18 protein-coding genes and 1 tRNA gene are annotated in these 16,727 nt (G+C 61.9%); 7 read left to right on the top strand and 12 right to left on the bottom strand.

Going from position 1 to position 16,727, the window contains the following annotated elements; translation table 11 throughout:
- The first annotated feature begins 23 nt into the window (after window positions 1-23).
- Both J1N02_RS15245 and J1N02_RS15240 read left to right on the top strand, forming a co-directional pair.
- On the top strand, window positions 24-1,340 hold the full coding sequence (locus tag J1N02_RS15245; protein ID WP_027605074.1) for a S41 family peptidase: 1,317 nt from the start codon (window positions 24-26) through the stop codon (window positions 1,338-1,340).
- A 1-nt stretch (window position 1,341) separates the two neighbouring features.
- Window positions 1,342-2,121, top strand: a complete 780-nt coding sequence (locus J1N02_RS15240; RefSeq protein WP_098480537.1) for a divergent polysaccharide deacetylase family protein — start codon at window positions 1,342-1,344, stop codon at window positions 2,119-2,121.
- On the opposite strand, the gene J1N02_RS15235 is transcribed toward J1N02_RS15240, so the two are convergent.
- The 7 genes from J1N02_RS15235 to J1N02_RS15205 form a co-directional block, all read right to left on the bottom strand.
- Window positions 2,112-2,867 carry a substrate-binding periplasmic protein gene (locus J1N02_RS15235; protein ID WP_027605076.1) on the bottom strand — a complete coding sequence of 252 codons (756 nt, stop codon included), beginning with the start codon at window positions 2,865-2,867 and terminating at the stop codon, window positions 2,112-2,114. The two genes, J1N02_RS15240 and J1N02_RS15235, sit on opposite strands and share 10 nt — an antisense overlap.
- Window positions 2,868-2,933: 66 nt before the next feature.
- Window positions 2,934-3,704, bottom strand: a complete 771-nt coding sequence (hisF, locus tag J1N02_RS15230) for an imidazole glycerol phosphate synthase subunit HisF (RefSeq protein WP_003171107.1) — start codon at window positions 3,702-3,704, stop codon at window positions 2,934-2,936.
- Between the two features lie 9 nt (window positions 3,705-3,713).
- Window positions 3,714-4,451 carry a 1-(5-phosphoribosyl)-5-[(5-phosphoribosylamino)methylideneamino]imidazole-4-carboxamide isomerase gene (hisA, locus tag J1N02_RS15225; protein ID WP_027605077.1) on the bottom strand — a complete coding sequence of 246 codons (738 nt, stop codon included), beginning with the start codon at window positions 4,449-4,451 and terminating at the stop codon, window positions 3,714-3,716.
- Between the two features lie 39 nt (window positions 4,452-4,490).
- Window positions 4,491-4,748, bottom strand: coding sequence for a DUF2164 domain-containing protein (locus J1N02_RS15220; protein ID WP_027605078.1), 258 nt, complete (start codon window positions 4,746-4,748; stop codon window positions 4,491-4,493).
- Window positions 4,749-5,387 carry an imidazole glycerol phosphate synthase subunit HisH gene (gene hisH / locus J1N02_RS15215; protein ID WP_065925756.1) on the bottom strand — a complete coding sequence of 213 codons (639 nt, stop codon included), beginning with the start codon at window positions 5,385-5,387 and terminating at the stop codon, window positions 4,749-4,751.
- The gene (gene hisB, locus J1N02_RS15210) at window positions 5,387-5,980 is read right to left on the bottom strand and encodes an imidazoleglycerol-phosphate dehydratase HisB (RefSeq protein ID WP_017849940.1); all 594 of its coding nucleotides are present in this window, start codon (window positions 5,978-5,980) and stop codon (window positions 5,387-5,389) included. Before hisB ends, hisH begins: the two co-directional genes overlap by 1 nt.
- Window positions 5,981-6,148: 168 nt before the next feature.
- Complete coding sequence (locus tag J1N02_RS15205; protein WP_027605080.1) at window positions 6,149-7,810, bottom strand: OFA family MFS transporter; 1,662 nt, start codon at window positions 7,808-7,810, stop codon at window positions 6,149-6,151.
- Between the two features lie 325 nt (window positions 7,811-8,135).
- Between J1N02_RS15205 and J1N02_RS15200 the strand changes: the two genes are divergently transcribed.
- From J1N02_RS15200 to J1N02_RS15185, 4 genes are all read left to right on the top strand, one after another.
- A complete protein-coding gene (locus J1N02_RS15200; protein ID WP_405126281.1) occupies window positions 8,136-10,346 on the top strand; it encodes an AsmA family protein in 2,211 nt (736 codons plus the stop codon).
- Window positions 10,343-11,410, top strand: coding sequence for an A/G-specific adenine glycosylase (gene mutY, locus J1N02_RS15195; RefSeq protein WP_027605082.1), 1,068 nt, complete (start codon window positions 10,343-10,345; stop codon window positions 11,408-11,410). The genes J1N02_RS15200 and mutY overlap by 4 nt, the downstream gene beginning before the upstream one ends.
- On the top strand, window positions 11,407-11,679 hold the full coding sequence (locus J1N02_RS15190) for an oxidative damage protection protein (protein ID WP_027605083.1): 273 nt from the start codon (window positions 11,407-11,409) through the stop codon (window positions 11,677-11,679). The genes mutY and J1N02_RS15190 overlap by 4 nt, the downstream gene beginning before the upstream one ends.
- 103 nt (window positions 11,680-11,782) lie before the next feature.
- A tRNA-Phe gene (locus J1N02_RS15185) sits at window positions 11,783-11,858 on the top strand.
- Window positions 11,859-11,987: 129 nt separating this feature from the next.
- On the opposite strand, the gene J1N02_RS15180 is transcribed toward J1N02_RS15185, so the two are convergent.
- From J1N02_RS15180 to J1N02_RS15160, 5 genes are all read right to left on the bottom strand, one after another.
- Window positions 11,988-12,257: a hypothetical protein gene (locus J1N02_RS15180; RefSeq protein WP_027605084.1), complete on the bottom strand. Its 270-nt coding sequence runs from the start codon at window positions 12,255-12,257 to the stop codon at window positions 11,988-11,990.
- 94 nt (window positions 12,258-12,351) lie between these two features.
- On the bottom strand, window positions 12,352-13,956 hold the full coding sequence (locus tag J1N02_RS15175; RefSeq protein WP_027605085.1) for an ArnT family glycosyltransferase: 1,605 nt from the start codon (window positions 13,954-13,956) through the stop codon (window positions 12,352-12,354).
- A gap of 85 nt (window positions 13,957-14,041) precedes the next feature.
- Complete coding sequence (locus tag J1N02_RS15170; RefSeq protein WP_098480540.1) at window positions 14,042-15,007, bottom strand: arsenic resistance protein; 966 nt, start codon at window positions 15,005-15,007, stop codon at window positions 14,042-14,044.
- 41 nt (window positions 15,008-15,048) lie between these two features.
- A complete protein-coding gene (locus tag J1N02_RS15165) occupies window positions 15,049-15,357 on the bottom strand; it encodes a type II toxin-antitoxin system RelE/ParE family toxin (RefSeq protein ID WP_051429336.1) in 309 nt (102 codons plus the stop codon).
- Entirely contained in the window at window positions 15,347-15,541 is a 195-nt protein-coding gene (locus J1N02_RS15160; protein WP_081744416.1) for a stability determinant, read from the bottom strand. Before J1N02_RS15160 ends, J1N02_RS15165 begins: the two co-directional genes overlap by 11 nt.
- Window positions 15,542-15,740: 199 nt before the next feature.
- Here J1N02_RS15160 and J1N02_RS15155 point away from each other — a divergent pair, with 199 nt between their 5' ends.
- Entirely contained in the window at window positions 15,741-16,715 is a 975-nt protein-coding gene (locus tag J1N02_RS15155) for an alpha/beta fold hydrolase (RefSeq protein WP_421147462.1), read from the top strand.
- Window positions 16,716-16,727 lie beyond the last annotated feature (12 nt).

Raw genomic sequence — 16,727 nt, 5'->3', positions numbered from 1 at the left:
TCTACATTAGGAGTTCGTTCGACATGCTGCATTTGTCCCGCCTCACTTCGCTGGCCCTGACGATCGCCCTGGTCATCGGCGCGCCTCTGGCTTTTGCCGACCAGGCCGCCCCGGCTGCACCCGCCGCCACGGCCGCGACCACCAAGGCGCCATTGCCGCTGGACGAGCTGCGCACCTTTGCCGAGGTCATGGACCGGATCAAGGCCGCCTATGTCGAACCTGTAGACGACAAGACCCTGCTGGAGAATGCCATCAAGGGCATGCTCAGCAACCTTGATCCGCACTCCGCCTACCTGGGTCCGGAAGATTTTGCCGAGCTGCAGGAAAGCACCAGCGGTGAATTCGGCGGCCTGGGCATTGAAGTCGGCGCCGAAGACGGCAATATCAAGGTGGTCTCGCCCATCGATGACACCCCGGCGTCCAAGGCCGGCATCCAGGCCGGTGACTTTATCGTCAAGATCAACGGCCAGCCGACCCGCGGCCAGACCATGACCGAAGCCGTCGACAAGATGCGCGGCAAGATCGGCCAGAAAATCACCCTGACCCTGGTGCGCGACGGCGGCAACCCGTTTGACGTGACGCTCACCCGCGCGACCATCGTGGTCAAGAGCGTGAAGAGCCAGCTGCTGGAGTCGGGCTACGGTTACATCCGCATCACCCAGTTCCAGGTCAAGACCGGCGACGAAGTGGCCAAGGCCCTGGCCAAGCTGCGCAAGGACAACGGCAAGAAACTCAGCGGCATCGTGCTCGACCTGCGCAACAACCCGGGCGGCGTGCTGCAGTCGGCGGTGGAAGTGGTCGACCACTTCATCACCAAGGGCCTGATCGTCTACACCAAGGGCCGTATCGCCAACTCCGAGCTGCGCTTCTCGGCCACCGGCAACGACCTCAGCGAGAACGTGCCATTGGCCGTGCTGATCAACGGCGGCAGCGCCTCGGCCTCGGAAATCGTCGCCGGCGCCCTGCAAGACCAGAAGCGCGGCGTGCTGATGGGCACCACCAGCTTCGGCAAAGGCTCGGTACAAACCGTGCTGCCGCTGAACAACGATCGCGCCCTGAAGATCACCACCGCGCTGTACTACACGCCGAACGGCCGCTCGATCCAGGCCCAGGGCATCGTGCCGGACATCGAAGTGCGCAAGGCCAAGATCACCAACGAAATCGACAGCGAGTACTACAAGGAAGCCGACCTGCAAGGTCACCTGGGCAATGGCAACGGCGGTGCCGACCAGCCAACCGGCAGCAGCAAGAAAGCCAAGCCGATGCCGCAGGACGATGACTACCAGTTGGCCCAGGCGCTGAGCCTGCTCAAGGGCCTGAGCATTACGCGCAGCCGTTGATATGCGTGTTGCCCTGATCATCGCTGTGCTGTGCAGCCTGGCAGGGGTCGCCCAAGCGACCCCTGTCGGCGAATCCCACAAAGCCTACCTGACCCTTATCATCGACGACCTGGGGCAAAACCTGCCCCGGGATCGTCGCGTGCTGGCCCTGCCTGGGCCAGTGACCACGGCGATCATGCCCGACACGCCCCACGCCGCCGAATTCGCCCGCGAAGCGCACAAGGCCGGCAAGATCGTGATCCTGCACATGCCCATGGACCCCGCCACCGGCCCGTTCGCCTGGCACCCTGAACTCTCCCTCGAAGAACTTGGCCAACGCCTGGACGCCGCCTTCAAGGCCGTGCCCTACACCGCCGGCATCAATAACCATATGGGCAGTCGCATGACCGCCCAGCCGGCCGCCATGGCCTGGCTGATGGCGGAACTGCAGCGGCGCAACAAATTCTTCGTCGACAGCCGCACCAGCGCACAGACCGTGGCCGCCGCCGAGGCGCAGAAGATCGGCCTGGCCCATGTCTCGCGGGATGTATTCCTCGATGATGAGCGCACCGAAGCGGCGATTGCCACGCAGCTGCAAACCGCGATCAAGCTGGCGCATAAACAGGGTTCGGCGGTGATGATCGGCCACCCCTATCCGCAGACGCTGGCGGTGCTCGAGCGCGAATTGCCCAAGCTCCAGGCCCAGGGTATCGAGTGGATCGATATCAAGCTGATGATCAGTGTGCGCAGCAATCAAGCCATGGCGGGGCACGGCAAGAACGGCGTCTACCGCTACAAATAGTCCGCCATGATCTGTTCCACCCGCCCTTCAGAGCGCAACTGATCCAACGCTGCCTGCAGCCTGGCCACCGTCTCATCCGGCACATCCTTGTTCAGCGCCAGGTACAACTGGGCACTGTTGAACCGCAGCACAGTCTTGAGCCCGGTCACACCGACCTGGCGCGCCAGGTAACGTCCGGCCGGGTCGCCGGTGGCCCACAGGTCGATCTGGCCATCCACGAGCTTTTGCGCGTTGTCCTGGTCACGCAACACCACCACCGGGTTAAGGCCCTGCTTCTCCAGGGTCTCGGCGATGGCATCGCCTTTATAGGCGCCGATCCTGTAGCGGCGCGCGTGCTCCAGGTCGTCGAGCTGGATCTTGCTGTCGGCCTTGGCCAGCAGCACCCAGTCGTCCGGACCGATGGGGCCGACCCACTTGAACAGCGCTTCACGATCCGGCAGGCGCGCCATCACAAACACGCCATAGCCGGGTTTCTCCAGGGCGAGCTTGTAGATTCGCTCCCAGGGAAAACGCAGGGTGAGATTGTAGGAAATGCCGGCACGCTTGAAGGTTTCGCGCACGATGTCCACGGCGATGCCTTCGATGTTCTCGTCCCTGGCGAAGTTCTTGCCGTTCTTGGCCATGTTGTAGGGCGGGAAATTTTCCGTCAGCAACACCAGGGAGGCGTCGGACGGCTCTTCGGCGTGGGCCGCACTCACCATGAAGATGGAGGCGCTGGCGAGGGCAAGCAGCAGGGTCTTGAACATGAAGGCTACCGGAATCCATGGCAAGCGCAGAGAGTGCCGCGCGCCTGCCATGGTGTCCAGCAACGTTTAGCGAACCACGATACCGCGCGCCGCCATGTAGGCCTTGGCCTCGGGAACGGTGTATTCGCCAAAGTGAAAAATACTCGCCGCCAACACCGCGCTGGCATGGCCTTCGATGACGCCGTCGGCCAGGTGTTGCAGGTTACCGACGCCGCCGGAGGCGATCACCGGAATACCCAGCGCATCGCTGATGGCGCGGGTCACGCCCAGGTCGAAGCCGTTCTTCATGCCGTCCTGGTCCATGCTGGTCAGCAGGATTTCCCCGGCGCCCAGGCCTTCCATCTTCATCGCCCACTCCACCGCGTCCAGGCCGGTCGGCTTGCGACCGCCATGGGTGAAGATCTCCCAGCGCGGGGTTTCGCCCGGGCCGGAGACTTTCTTGGCGTCGATGGCGACCACGATGCATTGCGAGCCGAAGTGCTGCGCGGCTTCGCCGACGAACTCCGGGTTGAACACCGCAGCAGTGTTGATCGAGACCTTGTCCGCACCGGCATTGAGCAGGTTGCGGATGTCCTGCACGGTGCGCACGCCACCGCCCACGGTCAGCGGGATAAACACCTGGCTGGCCATGCGCTCGACGGTATGCAGCGTGGTGTCGCGGCCGTCGACGCTGGCGGTGATGTCGAGAAAGGTGATCTCGTCGGCACCCTGCTCATCGTAGCGACGGGCGATTTCCACCGGGTCGCCGGCGTCACGGATGTTCTCGAACTTGACGCCCTTGACCACGCGACCGTTGTCGACGTCCAGGCAAGGGATGATGCGTTTGGCCAGCGCCATGGTCAGTCCTCAGCCGTTGTAGGCATCGCAGTAAGCCTGGGCTTCGGCGACGTCCAGGGTACCTTCGTAGATCGCGCGGCCGGTGATGGCGCCGATGATGCCGGGGGCCTTGGCGTCCAGCAGCGACTTGATGTCGCCCAGGTTGTGAATGCCGCCGGAAGCGATCACCGGAATCTTCGTCGCCGCCGCCAGCGCCGCGGTGAACGGCACGTTGCAGCCCTGCATCATGCCGTCTTTGGCGATGTCGGTATAAACGATGGCGGACACGCCGTCGGCTTCGAACTGCCTGGCCAGGTCGATGACTTGCACGGTGCTGATTTCAGCCCAGCCGTCGGTGGCGACGAAACCATCTTTAGCGTCCAGGCCCACGATCACTTTGCCCGGGAACGCGCGGCAGGCTTCGGCGACGAAGGCCGGGTCTTTCACGGCCTTGGTGCCGATGATCACGTAGCTCACGCCAGCCTTGACGTAATGCTCGATGGTTTCCAGGGAGCGGATACCGCCGCCGATCTGGATCGGCAGGTTCGGGTAGCGCCTGGCGATCGCGGTGACCACCTCGCCGTTGACCGGCTGGCCTTCGAAGGCGCCGTTCAAGTCCACCAGATGCAGACGCCGGCAGCCCCCTTCCACCCATTTGGCAGCCATGCTCACCGGATCATCGGAGAACACGGTGGAATCTTCCATACGGCCTTGGCGCAGACGGACGCAGGCGCCGTCCTTGAGATCGATAGCGGGGATAATCAGCATCTGGCAAACCTTATTCGATATTCAGCAATGCTTGGGAAATCAGGGTTTCTCAAGCGACCACAGGTCGCTTTCGATGCTTTCGAACCTTTCTTTAAGGAGCGTCTGCGTATCGAAAATCGCCCTGTTGTAATAGTGCGGAGCCACTTCGGTGGTGAACAGCTCAAGAATCTCGGCGACCTCGAACGAGCCCAGCTTGAGCTCGAAGCGGTCTTCCATGAAGCGCTTGATCTTGAGGGTAGCCTCACTTTCCTGCTCCGGCGTGAGGGTCAAGATCGGCAGCTTCGGCTTCCTGGCCATTTACCAGCGCCCATCCCAGGCGGCGAAGTTCTGCAGCAATTGCAGGCCATGGGTATGGCTCTTCTCCGGGTGGAACTGCACGGCAAAACGCGAACCTTCGGCCAACGCTGCGGCGAAGTCGACGCCGTAGTGCCCACCACCCACCACCTGGCGCGGTTTACCGGCGGCGATGTAGTAGCTGTGCACGAAGTAGAAGCGCGCCATGTCCGGGATGTCGTGCCACAGCGGGTGATCCACCGCCTGGCTGACTTCGTTCCAGCCCATGTGCGGGACTTTCAGGTGGGCGCCGTCTTCGTGCAGGTCCTTGCCGAAGAACTTCACCTGGCCGGGGAACAGGCCGATGCAGTCGACGCCGTCGTTCTCTTCACTGCGATCGAGCAAGGCTTGCATGCCCACGCAGATGCCGAGGAACGGACGATCCTGGCTGACTTCGCGCACCAGGCTGTCAAAGCCCAGGCGACGGATCTCCGCCATGCAATCGCGGATCGCCCCCACACCGGGGAACACCACGCGGTCGGCTTCGCGAATCACGCTGGCATCGCTGGTGATCAGCACCTTGCCGGCCCCTACGTGTTCGAGGGCCTTGGCCACCGAATGCAGGTTGCCCATGCCGTAATCGATAACCGCGACCGTCTGCATTACAAGACGCCCTTGGTCGAGGGCATCTGCCCGGCCATGCGCTCATCCAGCTCCACGGCCATGCGCAGCGCGCGGCCGAAAGCCTTGAACACGGTTTCGATCTGGTGGTGGGTGTTGGTGCCGCGCAGGTTGTCGATGTGCAGGCTGACAAGTGCGTGGTTGACGAAGCCCTGGAAGAATTCCTGGAACAGGTCGACGTCGAAGCCGCCCACGGTGGCGCGGGTGTATGGCACGTGCATCTGCAGGCCTGGGCGGCCGGAGAAGTCGATGACCACACGCGACAGCGCTTCGTCCAGCGGGACATAGGCGTGACCGTAGCGACGGATGCCTTTTTTGTCGCCGATGGCCTTGGCAAACGCCTGGCCGAGGGTGATGCCTACGTCTTCCACCGTGTGGTGGTCGTCGATATGCAGGTCGCCCTTGCTGACGATATCCAGGTCGATCAGCCCGTGACGGGCGATCTGGTCCAGCATGTGCTCAAGAAAAGGTACACCGATATCAAATCGGGCCTTTCCGGTGCCATCCAGGTTGATCGAGGCTTTGATCTGGGTTTCCAGAGTGTCGCGCTCGACGGACGCCTTACGTTCGGCCATCACCAGCTCCGCAAAATCATTGGGCGAAAAAGGCAGCCATTATAGGGGCGCGGGCGCTAAACAGAAACATCGAAGGGGATAAGACTGACGAGTTGAGGCGGGGAATGTCGGGATAGACATGTATACACAAGCGGGCGCTCCAGGATGGTGCGCCCGCTTGTATTCAACTTAGTGGAACAGTACCGCCGTCTTCTGCAGGGTCACCCACACACCCCACGCCAACGGAATACCCACCACCAGCCAGGCCGCGATCGCCAACGGCACGGTGCCGGGCGCCGCTTTCCACTCCAGGGAAGTGCTGGCATCGGCACCCTTGTCATGGCCCAGCGCCTGCTCGGCGGCCAGTTCCGCGTCGGTCATGAAGTACTTGTCGGCCACCGGGCGGACCAGCATGTTGCAGATAAAGCCCAGCACCAGCAGGCCGGCGAGGATGTACAAGGTGATGTCATAGGCTGCAGCGCGTTCAACGCCGATGCTCAGTTGATACTCACGCAGGTAGTTCACCAGCACCGGGCCCAGCACGCCCGCCGCTGCCCAGGCGGTCAGCAGGCGACCGTGGATCGCGCCGACCATCTGGGTACCGAACAGGTCGGCCAGGTAGGCCGGGACGGTCGCAAAGCCACCGCCGTACATCGACAGGATGATGCAGAACGCCGCCACGAACAGCGCCACGTTGCCCAGGTGCCCCAGGTTCGGGATCAGCGCATACAGGGCAAAGCCCAGGGCGAAGAACACGAAGTAGGTGTTTTTACGCCCCAGGTAGTCGGAGAACGACGCCCAGAAGAACCGGCCACCGATGTTGAACAGGCTCAGCAGGCCGGTGAAGCCCGCAGCGATGGCGGCAATCGACGCCAATTGCCCGGCATCCAGTTGGCCAAACGGCACATCGACACCCAGCAGCTTGCCACCGAACACTTCCTGCAGCAGCGGCGAAGCCATGCCGAGGATACCGATACCGGCCGACACGTTCAGGCACAGCACCAGCCATACCAGGCGGAACTGCGGGGTTTTCCACGCCACATTCACGTGCACGTGACGGTGGGTGATCATCGCGTTACTGGCTTTTTTCGCCGGTGCGGTCCAGCCCTCAGGCTTCCAGCCAGTGGGTGGAACGCGGTAGGACAGCGCGCCGCCGATCATGAACACGAAGTAGATCGCAGCCATGACCAGGAAACTCTGCCATACGCCTACGCTGGTCGGCGAAGCAAAGTGCCCCATCAGCGCAGCAGCCAGCGGGGCGCCCACCATTGCGCCGCCGCCGAAGCCCATGATCGCCATGCCGGTGGCCATGCCGCGCTTGTCCGGGAACCACTTGATCAGGGTCGATACGGGCGAGATATAGCCCAGGCCCAGGCCGATACCGCCAATGACCCCGGAGCCGATCCACATCAGCCAGATCTGGTGGGTATAGATACCCAGCGCCGAGATCAGCAGGCCGCCGCACCAGCACAACGCCGACACAACACCGGCCTTGCGCGGCCCGGCATGTTCCAGCCAGCCACCCCAGATCGCTGCCGAGCAGCCCAGGAAGATGAAGAACAGGGTGTAGATCCAGCCCAGCATGGAGATGGGCCAGTCGCATTGGGATGAGAAGACCTGGGCGATAAAGCTCATGTCCGGTGCACAGGCGACAGGCTTGGTGATACCCAGCGCCTTGGACAACGGCAACCAGAACACCGAGAAGCCGTAGGCCATGCCGATGCACAGGTGGATGGCCAGGGCGGCCGGTGGAACCAGCCAGCGGTTGAAGCCGGGCTTGGCGATAATGCGCTCCTTGGACAGGAACGCAGGCTGTGGGGCGGTAGTGCCCGCCACAGTGCTGCTGCTCATTGATGTATCCCCCAGTTATTAGTATGCGTTCGTCAGGCGCTCTCTCCCTCGGCCTTGCACGCAAAGCGTGGCCGTTTTTGTAGAGTGAAGCTCCATTTTGGCGCGACGATAAGTCGCAGAAGGCGAACGAACGGCTGAAGATTAGCATTAGCGAGTGACAGAAAAACCAAAATGACATCATCTTTTTGCGATTTTTCGGTTTTATTGGCGTCAAAAACCCGTTTTCACCCCTATGGATACAATGTAACGATCGGTGACCTGACGCAGGCCGTCGGGCGTTATACTCTGCGGCTAAATTTTGAAATCGACATACAAGGACTCGCCCATGAAAGCGTTCGGCAAAATCCTGGGTCTGGTACTTCTCGGGCTGTTGCTGATCATTGTGGCTCTGGGCTTTGCCCTGACCCATCTCTTCGATCCCAACGACTATAAAGACGAGATTCGCCAGATTGCCCGCGACAAGGCCCACATCGAGCTGACGCTCAATGGCGATATCGGCTGGAGCCTGTTCCCCTGGCTCGGCCTTGAACTGCACGAAGCCAGCGTGGCGACCCTGACCACGCCGACCCAACCCTTCGCCGACCTGCAAATGCTTGGCCTGTCGGTGCGCGTCCTGCCGCTGCTGCGTCGCGAGGTGCAGATGAGCGATGTGCGGGTCGAAGGCCTGAACCTGCGCCTCAACCGCGACAAGCAGGGCCATGGCAACTGGGAAGACATCGGCAAGAACGCGCCGGTGGCAACTGCCGGAACCCCCGCGCCAGCGCAAGCGCCTGCCGAGCCCGAAGCAGAAAAACCGTCCAAGCCGATCCGCCTGGATATCGACAGCCTGACGGTCAACAACGCCCGCGTCGAATACAACGATGAACAGACCGGCAAGCAATTCAGCGCCGAAAGTATCCAGCTGAGCACCGGCGCCGTGCACGAAGGTGCGAGTATCCCGGTGAAACTCACCGCCTTCTTCGGCAGCAATCAGCCGGTGATGCGCGTCAAGACCGAGCTCAACGGCAACCTGCGTATCGAACGCGCGCTCAAGCGCTACCAGTTCGAAGACATGAAAGTCACCGGCGAAGCCACTGGCGAGCCGCTGCAAGGCAAGACCGTGACCTTCTCCACCCAGGGCCAGCTACTGGTGGACCAGGCGGCCAATATCGCCGAATGGACCAACCTGAAGCTCGCGGCCAACCAGTTGCGCGCCCTGGGCGAGCTGAAGGTCAACGACCTGGACAAGACCCCGCAGCTCAGCGGCGCGCTGTCCATCGCCCAGTTTGACCTGGCCAAGTTCCTCGACAGCGTCGGCAACCCGCTGCCGCCCATGGCCGAGGGCAGCCTGAGCAAGGTCGAGCTGGTCAGCCGCCTCAAGGGCACGCCGACCAGCCTGGCGCTGGAAGACCTGAACCTGAAACTCGATGGCAGCACCTTTACCGGTCGTATCGCCGTGGACGACTTTGCCAAGCAGGCGCTGCGCGTGCAGCTCAAGGGCGATACCTTCAACGCCGACAACTACCTGCCGGCCAAGTCCGAATCCGCCAAGGGCGCGACCGCCGCCCGCCAGGCCGAAGTGCAGAACAGCGAAGCCGGCGCCATGGCGGCCGGGGGCACCACGCCACTGCCGGAAGCACCGACCAAAGGCGCCTGGAGCACGGACAAACTGCTGCCATTGGCCCACCTGCGCAAGCTGGATGTGAATGCCGACCTCGCCTTCGGCCAACTGACCCTGAGTAAATTGCCGATCCAGAATGCCGTGCTGAAAGCGTCCGGCGTCGACGGCCAACTCAAGCTCGACACTCTGAGCGGCGGGCTCTACAACGGCACCTTCCAGGCCAATGGCAGCCTGGACGTGCGCCAGGACATTCCGCTGCTGGCCCTGCAAAGCCGGATCAGGCAGGTGCCGGTCGAACGCATCCTGCAGGCCCAGGGGCAAACGCCGCCGGTGAAAGGCCAGGTCACCCTCGACAGCAACCTCAGCGGCCGCGGCAACAGCCAGAAAGCCCTGATCGACAGCCTCAACGGTACCGCCAGCTTTGTGATCAACAACGGCGTGCTGCTCAACGCCAACCTCGAGCAGCAACTGTGCACCGGTATCGCCCTGCTCAACCGCAAGACCTTGAGCGGCGAACAACGCGGCAAGGACACACCGTTCCAGGAGTTGAAGGGCAACCTGACCTTCCGTAACGGCGTCGCCAACAACCCCGACCTGAAAGTGCGCATCCCCGGGCTGGCGGTCAATGGCAACGGTGACGTCGACCTGCGCGTACTGGGCATGGATTACCGCGTCGGCATCATCGTCGAAGGCGACCAGCGCGAAGTACCGGACCCGGCCTGCGAAGTCGGCGCCAACTTCCAGGGCATCGAAGTGCCGCTGCGCTGCCGTGGCCCGCTGGAGCTCGGCGCCAAGGCCTGCCGCCTGGACAAGGACGGCCTGAGCCAGGTCGCGATCAAGGCGGCCGGCAACAAGCTCAGCGAGAAGCTGGAAGAGAAGCTCGACAAGGTCAATCCGCAGCTCAAAGATGCTTTGAAAGGCCTGTTCAAACGATGAAAAACGAGCAGTTTTCAACGGCGGTGCTGGACTGGTACGACCGCCACGGCCGCCATGACCTGCCCTGGCAGCAGGGCATCACGCCTTACCGGGTGTGGGTTTCGGAGATAATGCTGCAGCAGACCCAGGTCAGCACGGTGCTCAATTACTTCGACCGCTTCATGGCCTCCCTGCCAACGGTCGAAGCCCTGGCCGCCGCGCCGGAGGACGAAGTGCTGCACCTGTGGACCGGCCTGGGTTATTACACTCGGGCGCGCAACCTGCAAAAGACCGCGAAAATCATCGTGGCCGAGTACGGCGGCGAGTTTCCCAGGGATGTGGAAAAACTCACCGAGTTGCCCGGCATCGGCCTGTCCACCGCCGGCGCGATTGCCAGCCTGAGCATGGGCCTGCGCGCGCCGATCCTCGACGGCAACGTCAAACGCGTGCTGGCGCGCTTCACCGCACAAGAGGGCTACCCCGGCGAACCCAAGGTGGCCAAGCAGCTGTGGGCCACCGCGGAGCGCTTCACACCCCATGACCGTGTCAACGCCTACACCCAGGCGATGATGGACATGGGCGCCACCCTCTGCACCCGCAGCAAGCCCAGTTGCCTGCTGTGCCCGCTGGAAAAAGGCTGCGAAGCCCACCTGCTCGGCCTGGAGACACGCTACCCGATCCCCAAGCCGCGCAAGAGCATCCCGCAGAAGCGCACGCTGATGCCGATGCTGGCCAATGCCGAAGGCGCTATCCTGCTTTACCGTCGCCCTTCCACCGGCCTGTGGGGCGGCTTGTGGAGCCTGCCCGAACTGGACGACCTGCAAGACCTCGAACACCTGGCCAACCAGCACGCACTCGAACTGGGCAAGCATCAGGCACTGCCGGGGCTGATCCACACCTTCAGCCACTTCCAGCTGGCCATCGAACCCTGGCTGGTCCAGGTCGAGGAATCCGCCCATCACGTGGCCGAGGCCGACTGGCTCTGGTATAACCTCGCCACCCCGCCGCGCCTGGGCCTTGCCGCCCCGGTAAAGAAACTGCTGAAACGCGCGGCCGATGTATTGAACGCAGGAGAGTCGTCATGACCCGCACCGTAATGTGCCGCAAGTACAACGAAGAATTGCCAGGCCTGGAACGCCCTCCGTACCCAGGTGCGAAGGGCCAGGACATTTTCGATCATATCTCCGCCCAGGCATGGGGCGACTGGCTGAAACACCAGACGCTGCTGATCAATGAAAAACGCCTGAACATGATGAACGCCGAAGACCGTAAATACCTGTCAGGCGAAATGGACAAGTTCTTTTCCGGCGAGGATTACGCCAAGGCTGACGGCTACGTGCCGCCTGCTCAATAATTGATCAAAAATCGGGGTCGGCACGTAAGCGACGGTAATAATTAAATTTTTTTTGAAAACTTGCTTGACGACCCCCTGAAAAACCCGTTTAATGCGCCCCGTTGCCCAGATAGCTCAGTCGGTAGAGCAGGGGATTGAAAATCCCCGTGTCGGCGGTTCGATTCCGTCTCTGGGCACCACTAATTAGTTTCAGGTGGTGCAAAAACCACCCGAAAGCCCACAAGAAGCCCGCCCAGTGCGGGCTTTTTGTTGTCCGGGATTTATAGATGCCGCCTGGGGCGATCGAGCATCGTCCCAGGGGATTTCAGTTAGCTGCGATCCGACATCAATGTGAACACTGCCACCCGCTCCTGATCGGATATCTCAAAACCGCGCTCTTCCACCCGATCCAGCCAGCCCTGGGCTGACAGCTGCTCGCCAAAGCGTACCAGGCGCCCGTAACGCTCGAAGACCGCCCTCAACACATTGATCATCGCCGGATAGCTGCAACCGCCATCAAAGCCAATGCTCAGCCTTCCGATTCGCGAGCGCTCAATTACGTAGCCACTGACGGGCCGCTTAAAGTCCTTTTTCGTCATATCCCTGTGCTTCCAATACGGCAAGTTCAAAAAACGGCACAGCCAATTTGACCGACCGGTCACTCGATCGGCAAACATACAGCAAGGTGCCAGGTCACTTCAGCAAAAACACCACCAGCGGGTTGTCGTTCAATCGCCCCTCTAGGCTCGGCTGCAGGCGATCCAGGGGCGTTCCCGGCAACAGCGCCGTTTCCTTGCGTGCCACGATCACCCAGGCAGGACGGGGCAAAGCATCCAGCCGTCCAACCTCGTTACCCGCGATAAACACGGGCTGCTCGTCGTGGTCCAGGTTCATCATGTAGCGCACGGCCCAGGTATCACGCCCCAGATTGAGAAACACCAAGGTACCCGGCTGCTTCACGCGAAGCGCCTCCACCTGCCCCACGAATCTCCGGGTATCGAACTGCAAATCCTTGGCCGGCTCCACGACAGCCACCAACACCAGCCATTGCGCCGCCAATGCAACGAGGCTGAGCCACACCAGTCGCTGCGGCCGTCGCCAGACACCCAGCGCCGCCACTTGCAGCACCAACAGGACAGCAATCAGTAGCGGCAACGAAACGTTAGGCCAGTAACCGTGCTTCTGCCACCCATGCCGACAGACAAACACGGCAACCACGCACAGCGCCGGCAGCGCCGCGACAAGCCACTCATAGCCCCTGCGCACGCCCGAGAGCCAGCCTTGCGCCTGAAGCAGCCCATAGGCCGCGACAGCCGCAAACATCGGCACCATGGGCAGGATGTAATAGGCACGCTTGAAATGCGGCACCGACAAGCCAAGCAGGATCATCAACCCACAGGCACCGAGCCGCACCACCAATTGCACCGGATCATCAAACCGCTGCGCCCAACGATGACGCAGCGCAACCAATGTGACCAACGCCAGCGGCACCACGGGGAAGTAACGGTACAGGCTCAGCTGGAAGTAGAAATAGAACGGCTCGCCGCTTTCATCAAGGCGCCCGCCCACTTGCATCTTGAACACTTCATCGGCAAACCCATCGCCGCCGCTGATGCGCGCCAGCTTCACCAACAGCCACCAACAGGCCGCCAGCAACACCAGGCCGACGATGCCGTGGATCAACACCTGCCTGACCCGTCGTCCAGGACTGCCCAGCGCCCAATACACGCACACCACGCCGCAGACTTCGATCAAGCCCAGCGGGCCGCGTATCGCGAAACCCAGGATGAACAGCGGGAACACCGCAAGTTGCCTGAGCCGTGAGCCCAGGCGCTCACCACTGTGCAGCAGGTAGAAACTGCCGACACACAGCAACGCCACCATCTGGTCCAGGCATACCGAGCGGGACTTCTCGAGCAATTGGGTGGTGAGCAACGTCAGCAGCACCGTGAGCAACGCCCACGGGCGACTCGCCGGGACCAGCAAGCGATAGATCAAGGCTACGACCCCGGCGGATGCAAGGGCAGTGGGCAGCACATTGGCCAAGTGGTTGGGCGCACCGAACAGCCGGGCAAATACGTAACTGAAGAAGGTCGCGGTACCAGGGTAGTCCGCATAAGGCTGCCCATAGGTGGTGGGGAAAAGACTCGCGCCATGGCGAAACATTTCCTGCAGGAACAGCGCCCAGCGCCCGTCAAAGCCCTGGGGTTGCTGGTCCCAGATACCCAGCGTGAACAGCAACAGCGCGAACAGGAAAATGCCCAGGGACTCCAGGCGGAAACGGTTGCAGTGATCCATGGGTTGGCCTGTCAGGTAGGGAACGCCGACCTAGGGTGCCGAACGTATCCCTAATAGCACCTGAACAAACCTGAACATTCACGTTTCACCGACCTGCAGGCCACACCAGCCTCGGGATCAGGCGCACGTAGATCAACTCGCCCACCAACTCGACCAGGGTTTGCAGGATCACCGCCGTCGCCGCCACGCCGCGCACGCCTTCTGGCAACGCCAGGGCCAGCGGCAACACCACCAATGAGTTACGCGTCGATGCGCTGAACGTCACCGCCCGTGCCGTCGCCGCCGGCAGCGCGAACAGCCTCGCAGCCAACGCCCCGATCACCGGCGCCAGCAACAGGAACGCCACGTACACCGGGATCACCGGCAGCAACAGGTTAATGTCACGCACCACCGAAGTGATTTGCGAACCGATCACCACCACCAACACCAGCGCCATCGCCGGCACCGGCAACCACGCCCAGGCGTCGCTCCACGCACTGACGCCCGATGAGCGCCGCGCCAGGAATGTGGTGATCACCGCCAGCCCCATGGGCAGCACGATCAACAACAGGAACGCCTCGATAAACGGCCCCGCCTGCACCACCACCCCGGACTGCGCCCCCAGCATCAACCCCAGGTACACCGGCAACAGCAGCAACTGCAGCAACAACAGCACCGGCGTCGCCGCCAGCATCAAGCGCGAGTCGCCTTTACCGATATGGGTAAACACCACCACATAGTCGACACACGGCGTCAGCAACACCAGCAATGCGCCCACCAGCAAGGCAGGGCGCTCCACCAGGCCACGGGTCAAGGCCCAGACCAGCAACGGCACGAGGATGAAATTGGCCAGCAGCAGCGCCGACAGAAAGCGCTTGTGGCCCAAGCCCTGGCGCAGGTCCAGAAAAGGAATTTGCAGGAACATCGCATACATCAACACCGCGATGGCGGGCGTGGCCAGCGCGCCAAGGCTCTGGGCCAACGAAGGCGCGAACACACCGAAAGCGGCAGCCAGGAGGACAGCGGCGAAGTAGACGGGGATCTGGTGGTGTTCGAGGGTGTCGCGGGTCATGAAAACGCTCTGGTGGATCGCAGAGGTGCAAGCCTATGCGTCTACTGGCGCGAGGTCGAGTGCAGCGGGCCGGTCGCCTCTGAAGGATATTCTTGGCGTGTATGCAATACGGTCAGGATCTCGACCTGTTCCATAACGCGATAGACGACCAGATAGTTTGGATGAACAACCATTTCACGAGTGCCGGACAAGCGCCCTTGCCTGAATCCGTATGGCATTGACGACAAACCCTCAGCGGCCTCCACAATCGTACGGTGCAACGAAGCGGCGGAAGCGGCATTGTACTGCTCGATGTAATCAATAATTTCGGTCAAGGCGACGATAGCCTCAGGTCGCCATTTAACGAGCAGCACGACGAGCCTTGCGCCTCTCTTCCAGCATCCTCTCGACTTCGGCCATTGCCTCATCATGTGGAATGCTTGGGCGAGGATCATCAATGGAAGCCTGTACCTTGGCACGAAACCAACGGTCGTAGCTGGCAGCCTGCTCTTCAGTTTCAAACTCTGAAACGATGGGAGAACGTGGGATGCTCATGGAGACCTCCGGAATAGGTGCCTGCCAGTCTAATCTGTCCATGGTTTGCTGTCGTTTCTCTCGGATGTATGGCTTTCGCCGGGGCTCTGCACGCTTTGCGAGCGCCGAAGGTTAATGACCCAATCAAAGGGCAGACAAGTGCTGGCAAACTGGCTAACTGTTACTAAAAAATAATAATCCAGGCAGGGGCTTCGAAACGATGAATTTGAATGACGCCTCTTCAGTAGTAAAAATTGCAACTACACCCAGAAATAGCCAAAGCGAATCCTTCAAGGAATCCGCCGCAGACGGCCATCCCCTCGGCGGCTTCACCTGGCGCCACCCGCGCACCGACCGCGAACGCCCGGTCGTCATCATCAACGCCGCCACCTCCGTGCGTTGCCGCCACTACTCACGTTTCGCCGACTACCTGTTCGCCAACGGCTTTGACGTGATCACCTACGACTATCGCGGCATCGGCGAGTCCCGCAGCGGTTCGTTGCGTGGGTTCAAGGCGTCGTGGTCGGATTGGGGTACGCTGGATTTCGAAGCGATCCTGCTGCGGGCACAGCGGGAGTTTCCAGGCCAGCCGATTGATGTGGTCGGCCACAGTTTTGGTGGCTGTGCGGCAGGGCTGGGCGCATCCGGCGCGGTGATCCGGCGAATCGTGACCGTGGGCGCGCAGTTCGCCTACTGGCGCGATTACGCCGCCGCCGGGCGCTGGGAGATGTTTGCCAAATGGCATGTGGTCATGCCGGTGGTCACGGCATTCTGCGGGTATTTCCCCGGCAAGCGCCTGGGTTGGCTGGAGGATACGCCGGCAGGCGTGGTGCGCGACTGGAGCACGCCAACGCCCAGGTATGAGACGCGGCCCAGCGGGCGGGCCCTGGCGGACTTGCCATTCAGTCGCGTAAAGGCGCAGGTGCTGGCGATCAGCATCACCGATGACCCCTTCGGCACTGTGGCGGCGATTGAGCGGTTGCTGGGTTACTTCGACGGCAGCGAGCGCACCCATCTGCGCATCGCCCCGGAAGACATCGGCGAAAAACAGGTCGGACATTTCGCGTTCTTTCGCAGGGAGTATCAGGATCGATTGTGGCCGATTGCACTGGCCTGGCTGCAACACGGTCAATTAACGGCGGATACCCTTGGGATTTCCCTCAACCTGCGCTTCAATACCCCACCCAGATCCTGACCCAAGGACGTG

Source organism: Pseudomonas sp. NFX5 (assembly GCF_049132125.1).
GTDB classification, from domain to species: Bacteria; Pseudomonadota; Gammaproteobacteria; order Pseudomonadales; family Pseudomonadaceae; genus Aquipseudomonas; species Aquipseudomonas marginalis.
This window is presented reverse-complemented; position numbering and strand designations above follow the sequence as displayed.

What these genes read in the sequence shown, in the direction of transcription:
- J1N02_RS15190 (WP_027605083.1), top strand. Translation starts at nt 11,407, where the DNA reads ATGACCCGCACCGTAATGTGCCGCAAGTACAACGAAGAATTGCCAGGC.
- J1N02_RS15175 (WP_027605085.1), bottom strand. Translation starts at nt 13,956, where the DNA reads ATGGATCACTGCAACCGTTTCCGCCTGGAGTCCCTGGGCATTTTCCTG.
- hisB (WP_017849940.1), bottom strand. Translation starts at nt 5,980, where the DNA reads ATGGCCGAACGTAAGGCGTCCGTCGAGCGCGACACTCTGGAAACCCAG.
- hisF (WP_003171107.1), bottom strand. Translation starts at nt 3,704, where the DNA reads ATGGCGCTGGCCAAACGCATCATCCCTTGCCTGGACGTCGACAACGGT.
- J1N02_RS15200 (WP_405126281.1), top strand. Translation starts at nt 8,136, where the DNA reads ATGAAAGCGTTCGGCAAAATCCTGGGTCTGGTACTTCTCGGGCTGTTG.
- J1N02_RS15180 (WP_027605084.1), bottom strand. Translation starts at nt 12,257, where the DNA reads ATGACGAAAAAGGACTTTAAGCGGCCCGTCAGTGGCTACGTAATTGAG.
- J1N02_RS15220 (WP_027605078.1), bottom strand. Translation starts at nt 4,748, where the DNA reads ATGGCCAGGAAGCCGAAGCTGCCGATCTTGACCCTCACGCCGGAGCAG.
- J1N02_RS15160 (WP_081744416.1), bottom strand. Translation starts at nt 15,541, where the DNA reads ATGAGCATCCCACGTTCTCCCATCGTTTCAGAGTTTGAAACTGAAGAG.
- J1N02_RS15155 (WP_421147462.1), top strand. Translation starts at nt 15,741, where the DNA reads ATGAATTTGAATGACGCCTCTTCAGTAGTAAAAATTGCAACTACACCC.
- J1N02_RS15170 (WP_098480540.1), bottom strand. Translation starts at nt 15,007, where the DNA reads ATGACCCGCGACACCCTCGAACACCACCAGATCCCCGTCTACTTCGCC.
- mutY (WP_027605082.1), top strand. Translation starts at nt 10,343, where the DNA reads ATGAAAAACGAGCAGTTTTCAACGGCGGTGCTGGACTGGTACGACCGC.
- hisA (WP_027605077.1), bottom strand. Translation starts at nt 4,451, where the DNA reads ATGCTGATTATCCCCGCTATCGATCTCAAGGACGGCGCCTGCGTCCGT.
- J1N02_RS15240 (WP_098480537.1), top strand. Translation starts at nt 1,342, where the DNA reads ATGCGTGTTGCCCTGATCATCGCTGTGCTGTGCAGCCTGGCAGGGGTC.
- J1N02_RS15235 (WP_027605076.1), bottom strand. Translation starts at nt 2,867, where the DNA reads ATGTTCAAGACCCTGCTGCTTGCCCTCGCCAGCGCCTCCATCTTCATG.
- J1N02_RS15205 (WP_027605080.1), bottom strand. Translation starts at nt 7,810, where the DNA reads ATGAGCAGCAGCACTGTGGCGGGCACTACCGCCCCACAGCCTGCGTTC.
- J1N02_RS15245 (WP_027605074.1), top strand. Translation starts at nt 24, where the DNA reads ATGCTGCATTTGTCCCGCCTCACTTCGCTGGCCCTGACGATCGCCCTG.
- hisH (WP_065925756.1), bottom strand. Translation starts at nt 5,387, where the DNA reads ATGCAGACGGTCGCGGTTATCGATTACGGCATGGGCAACCTGCATTCG.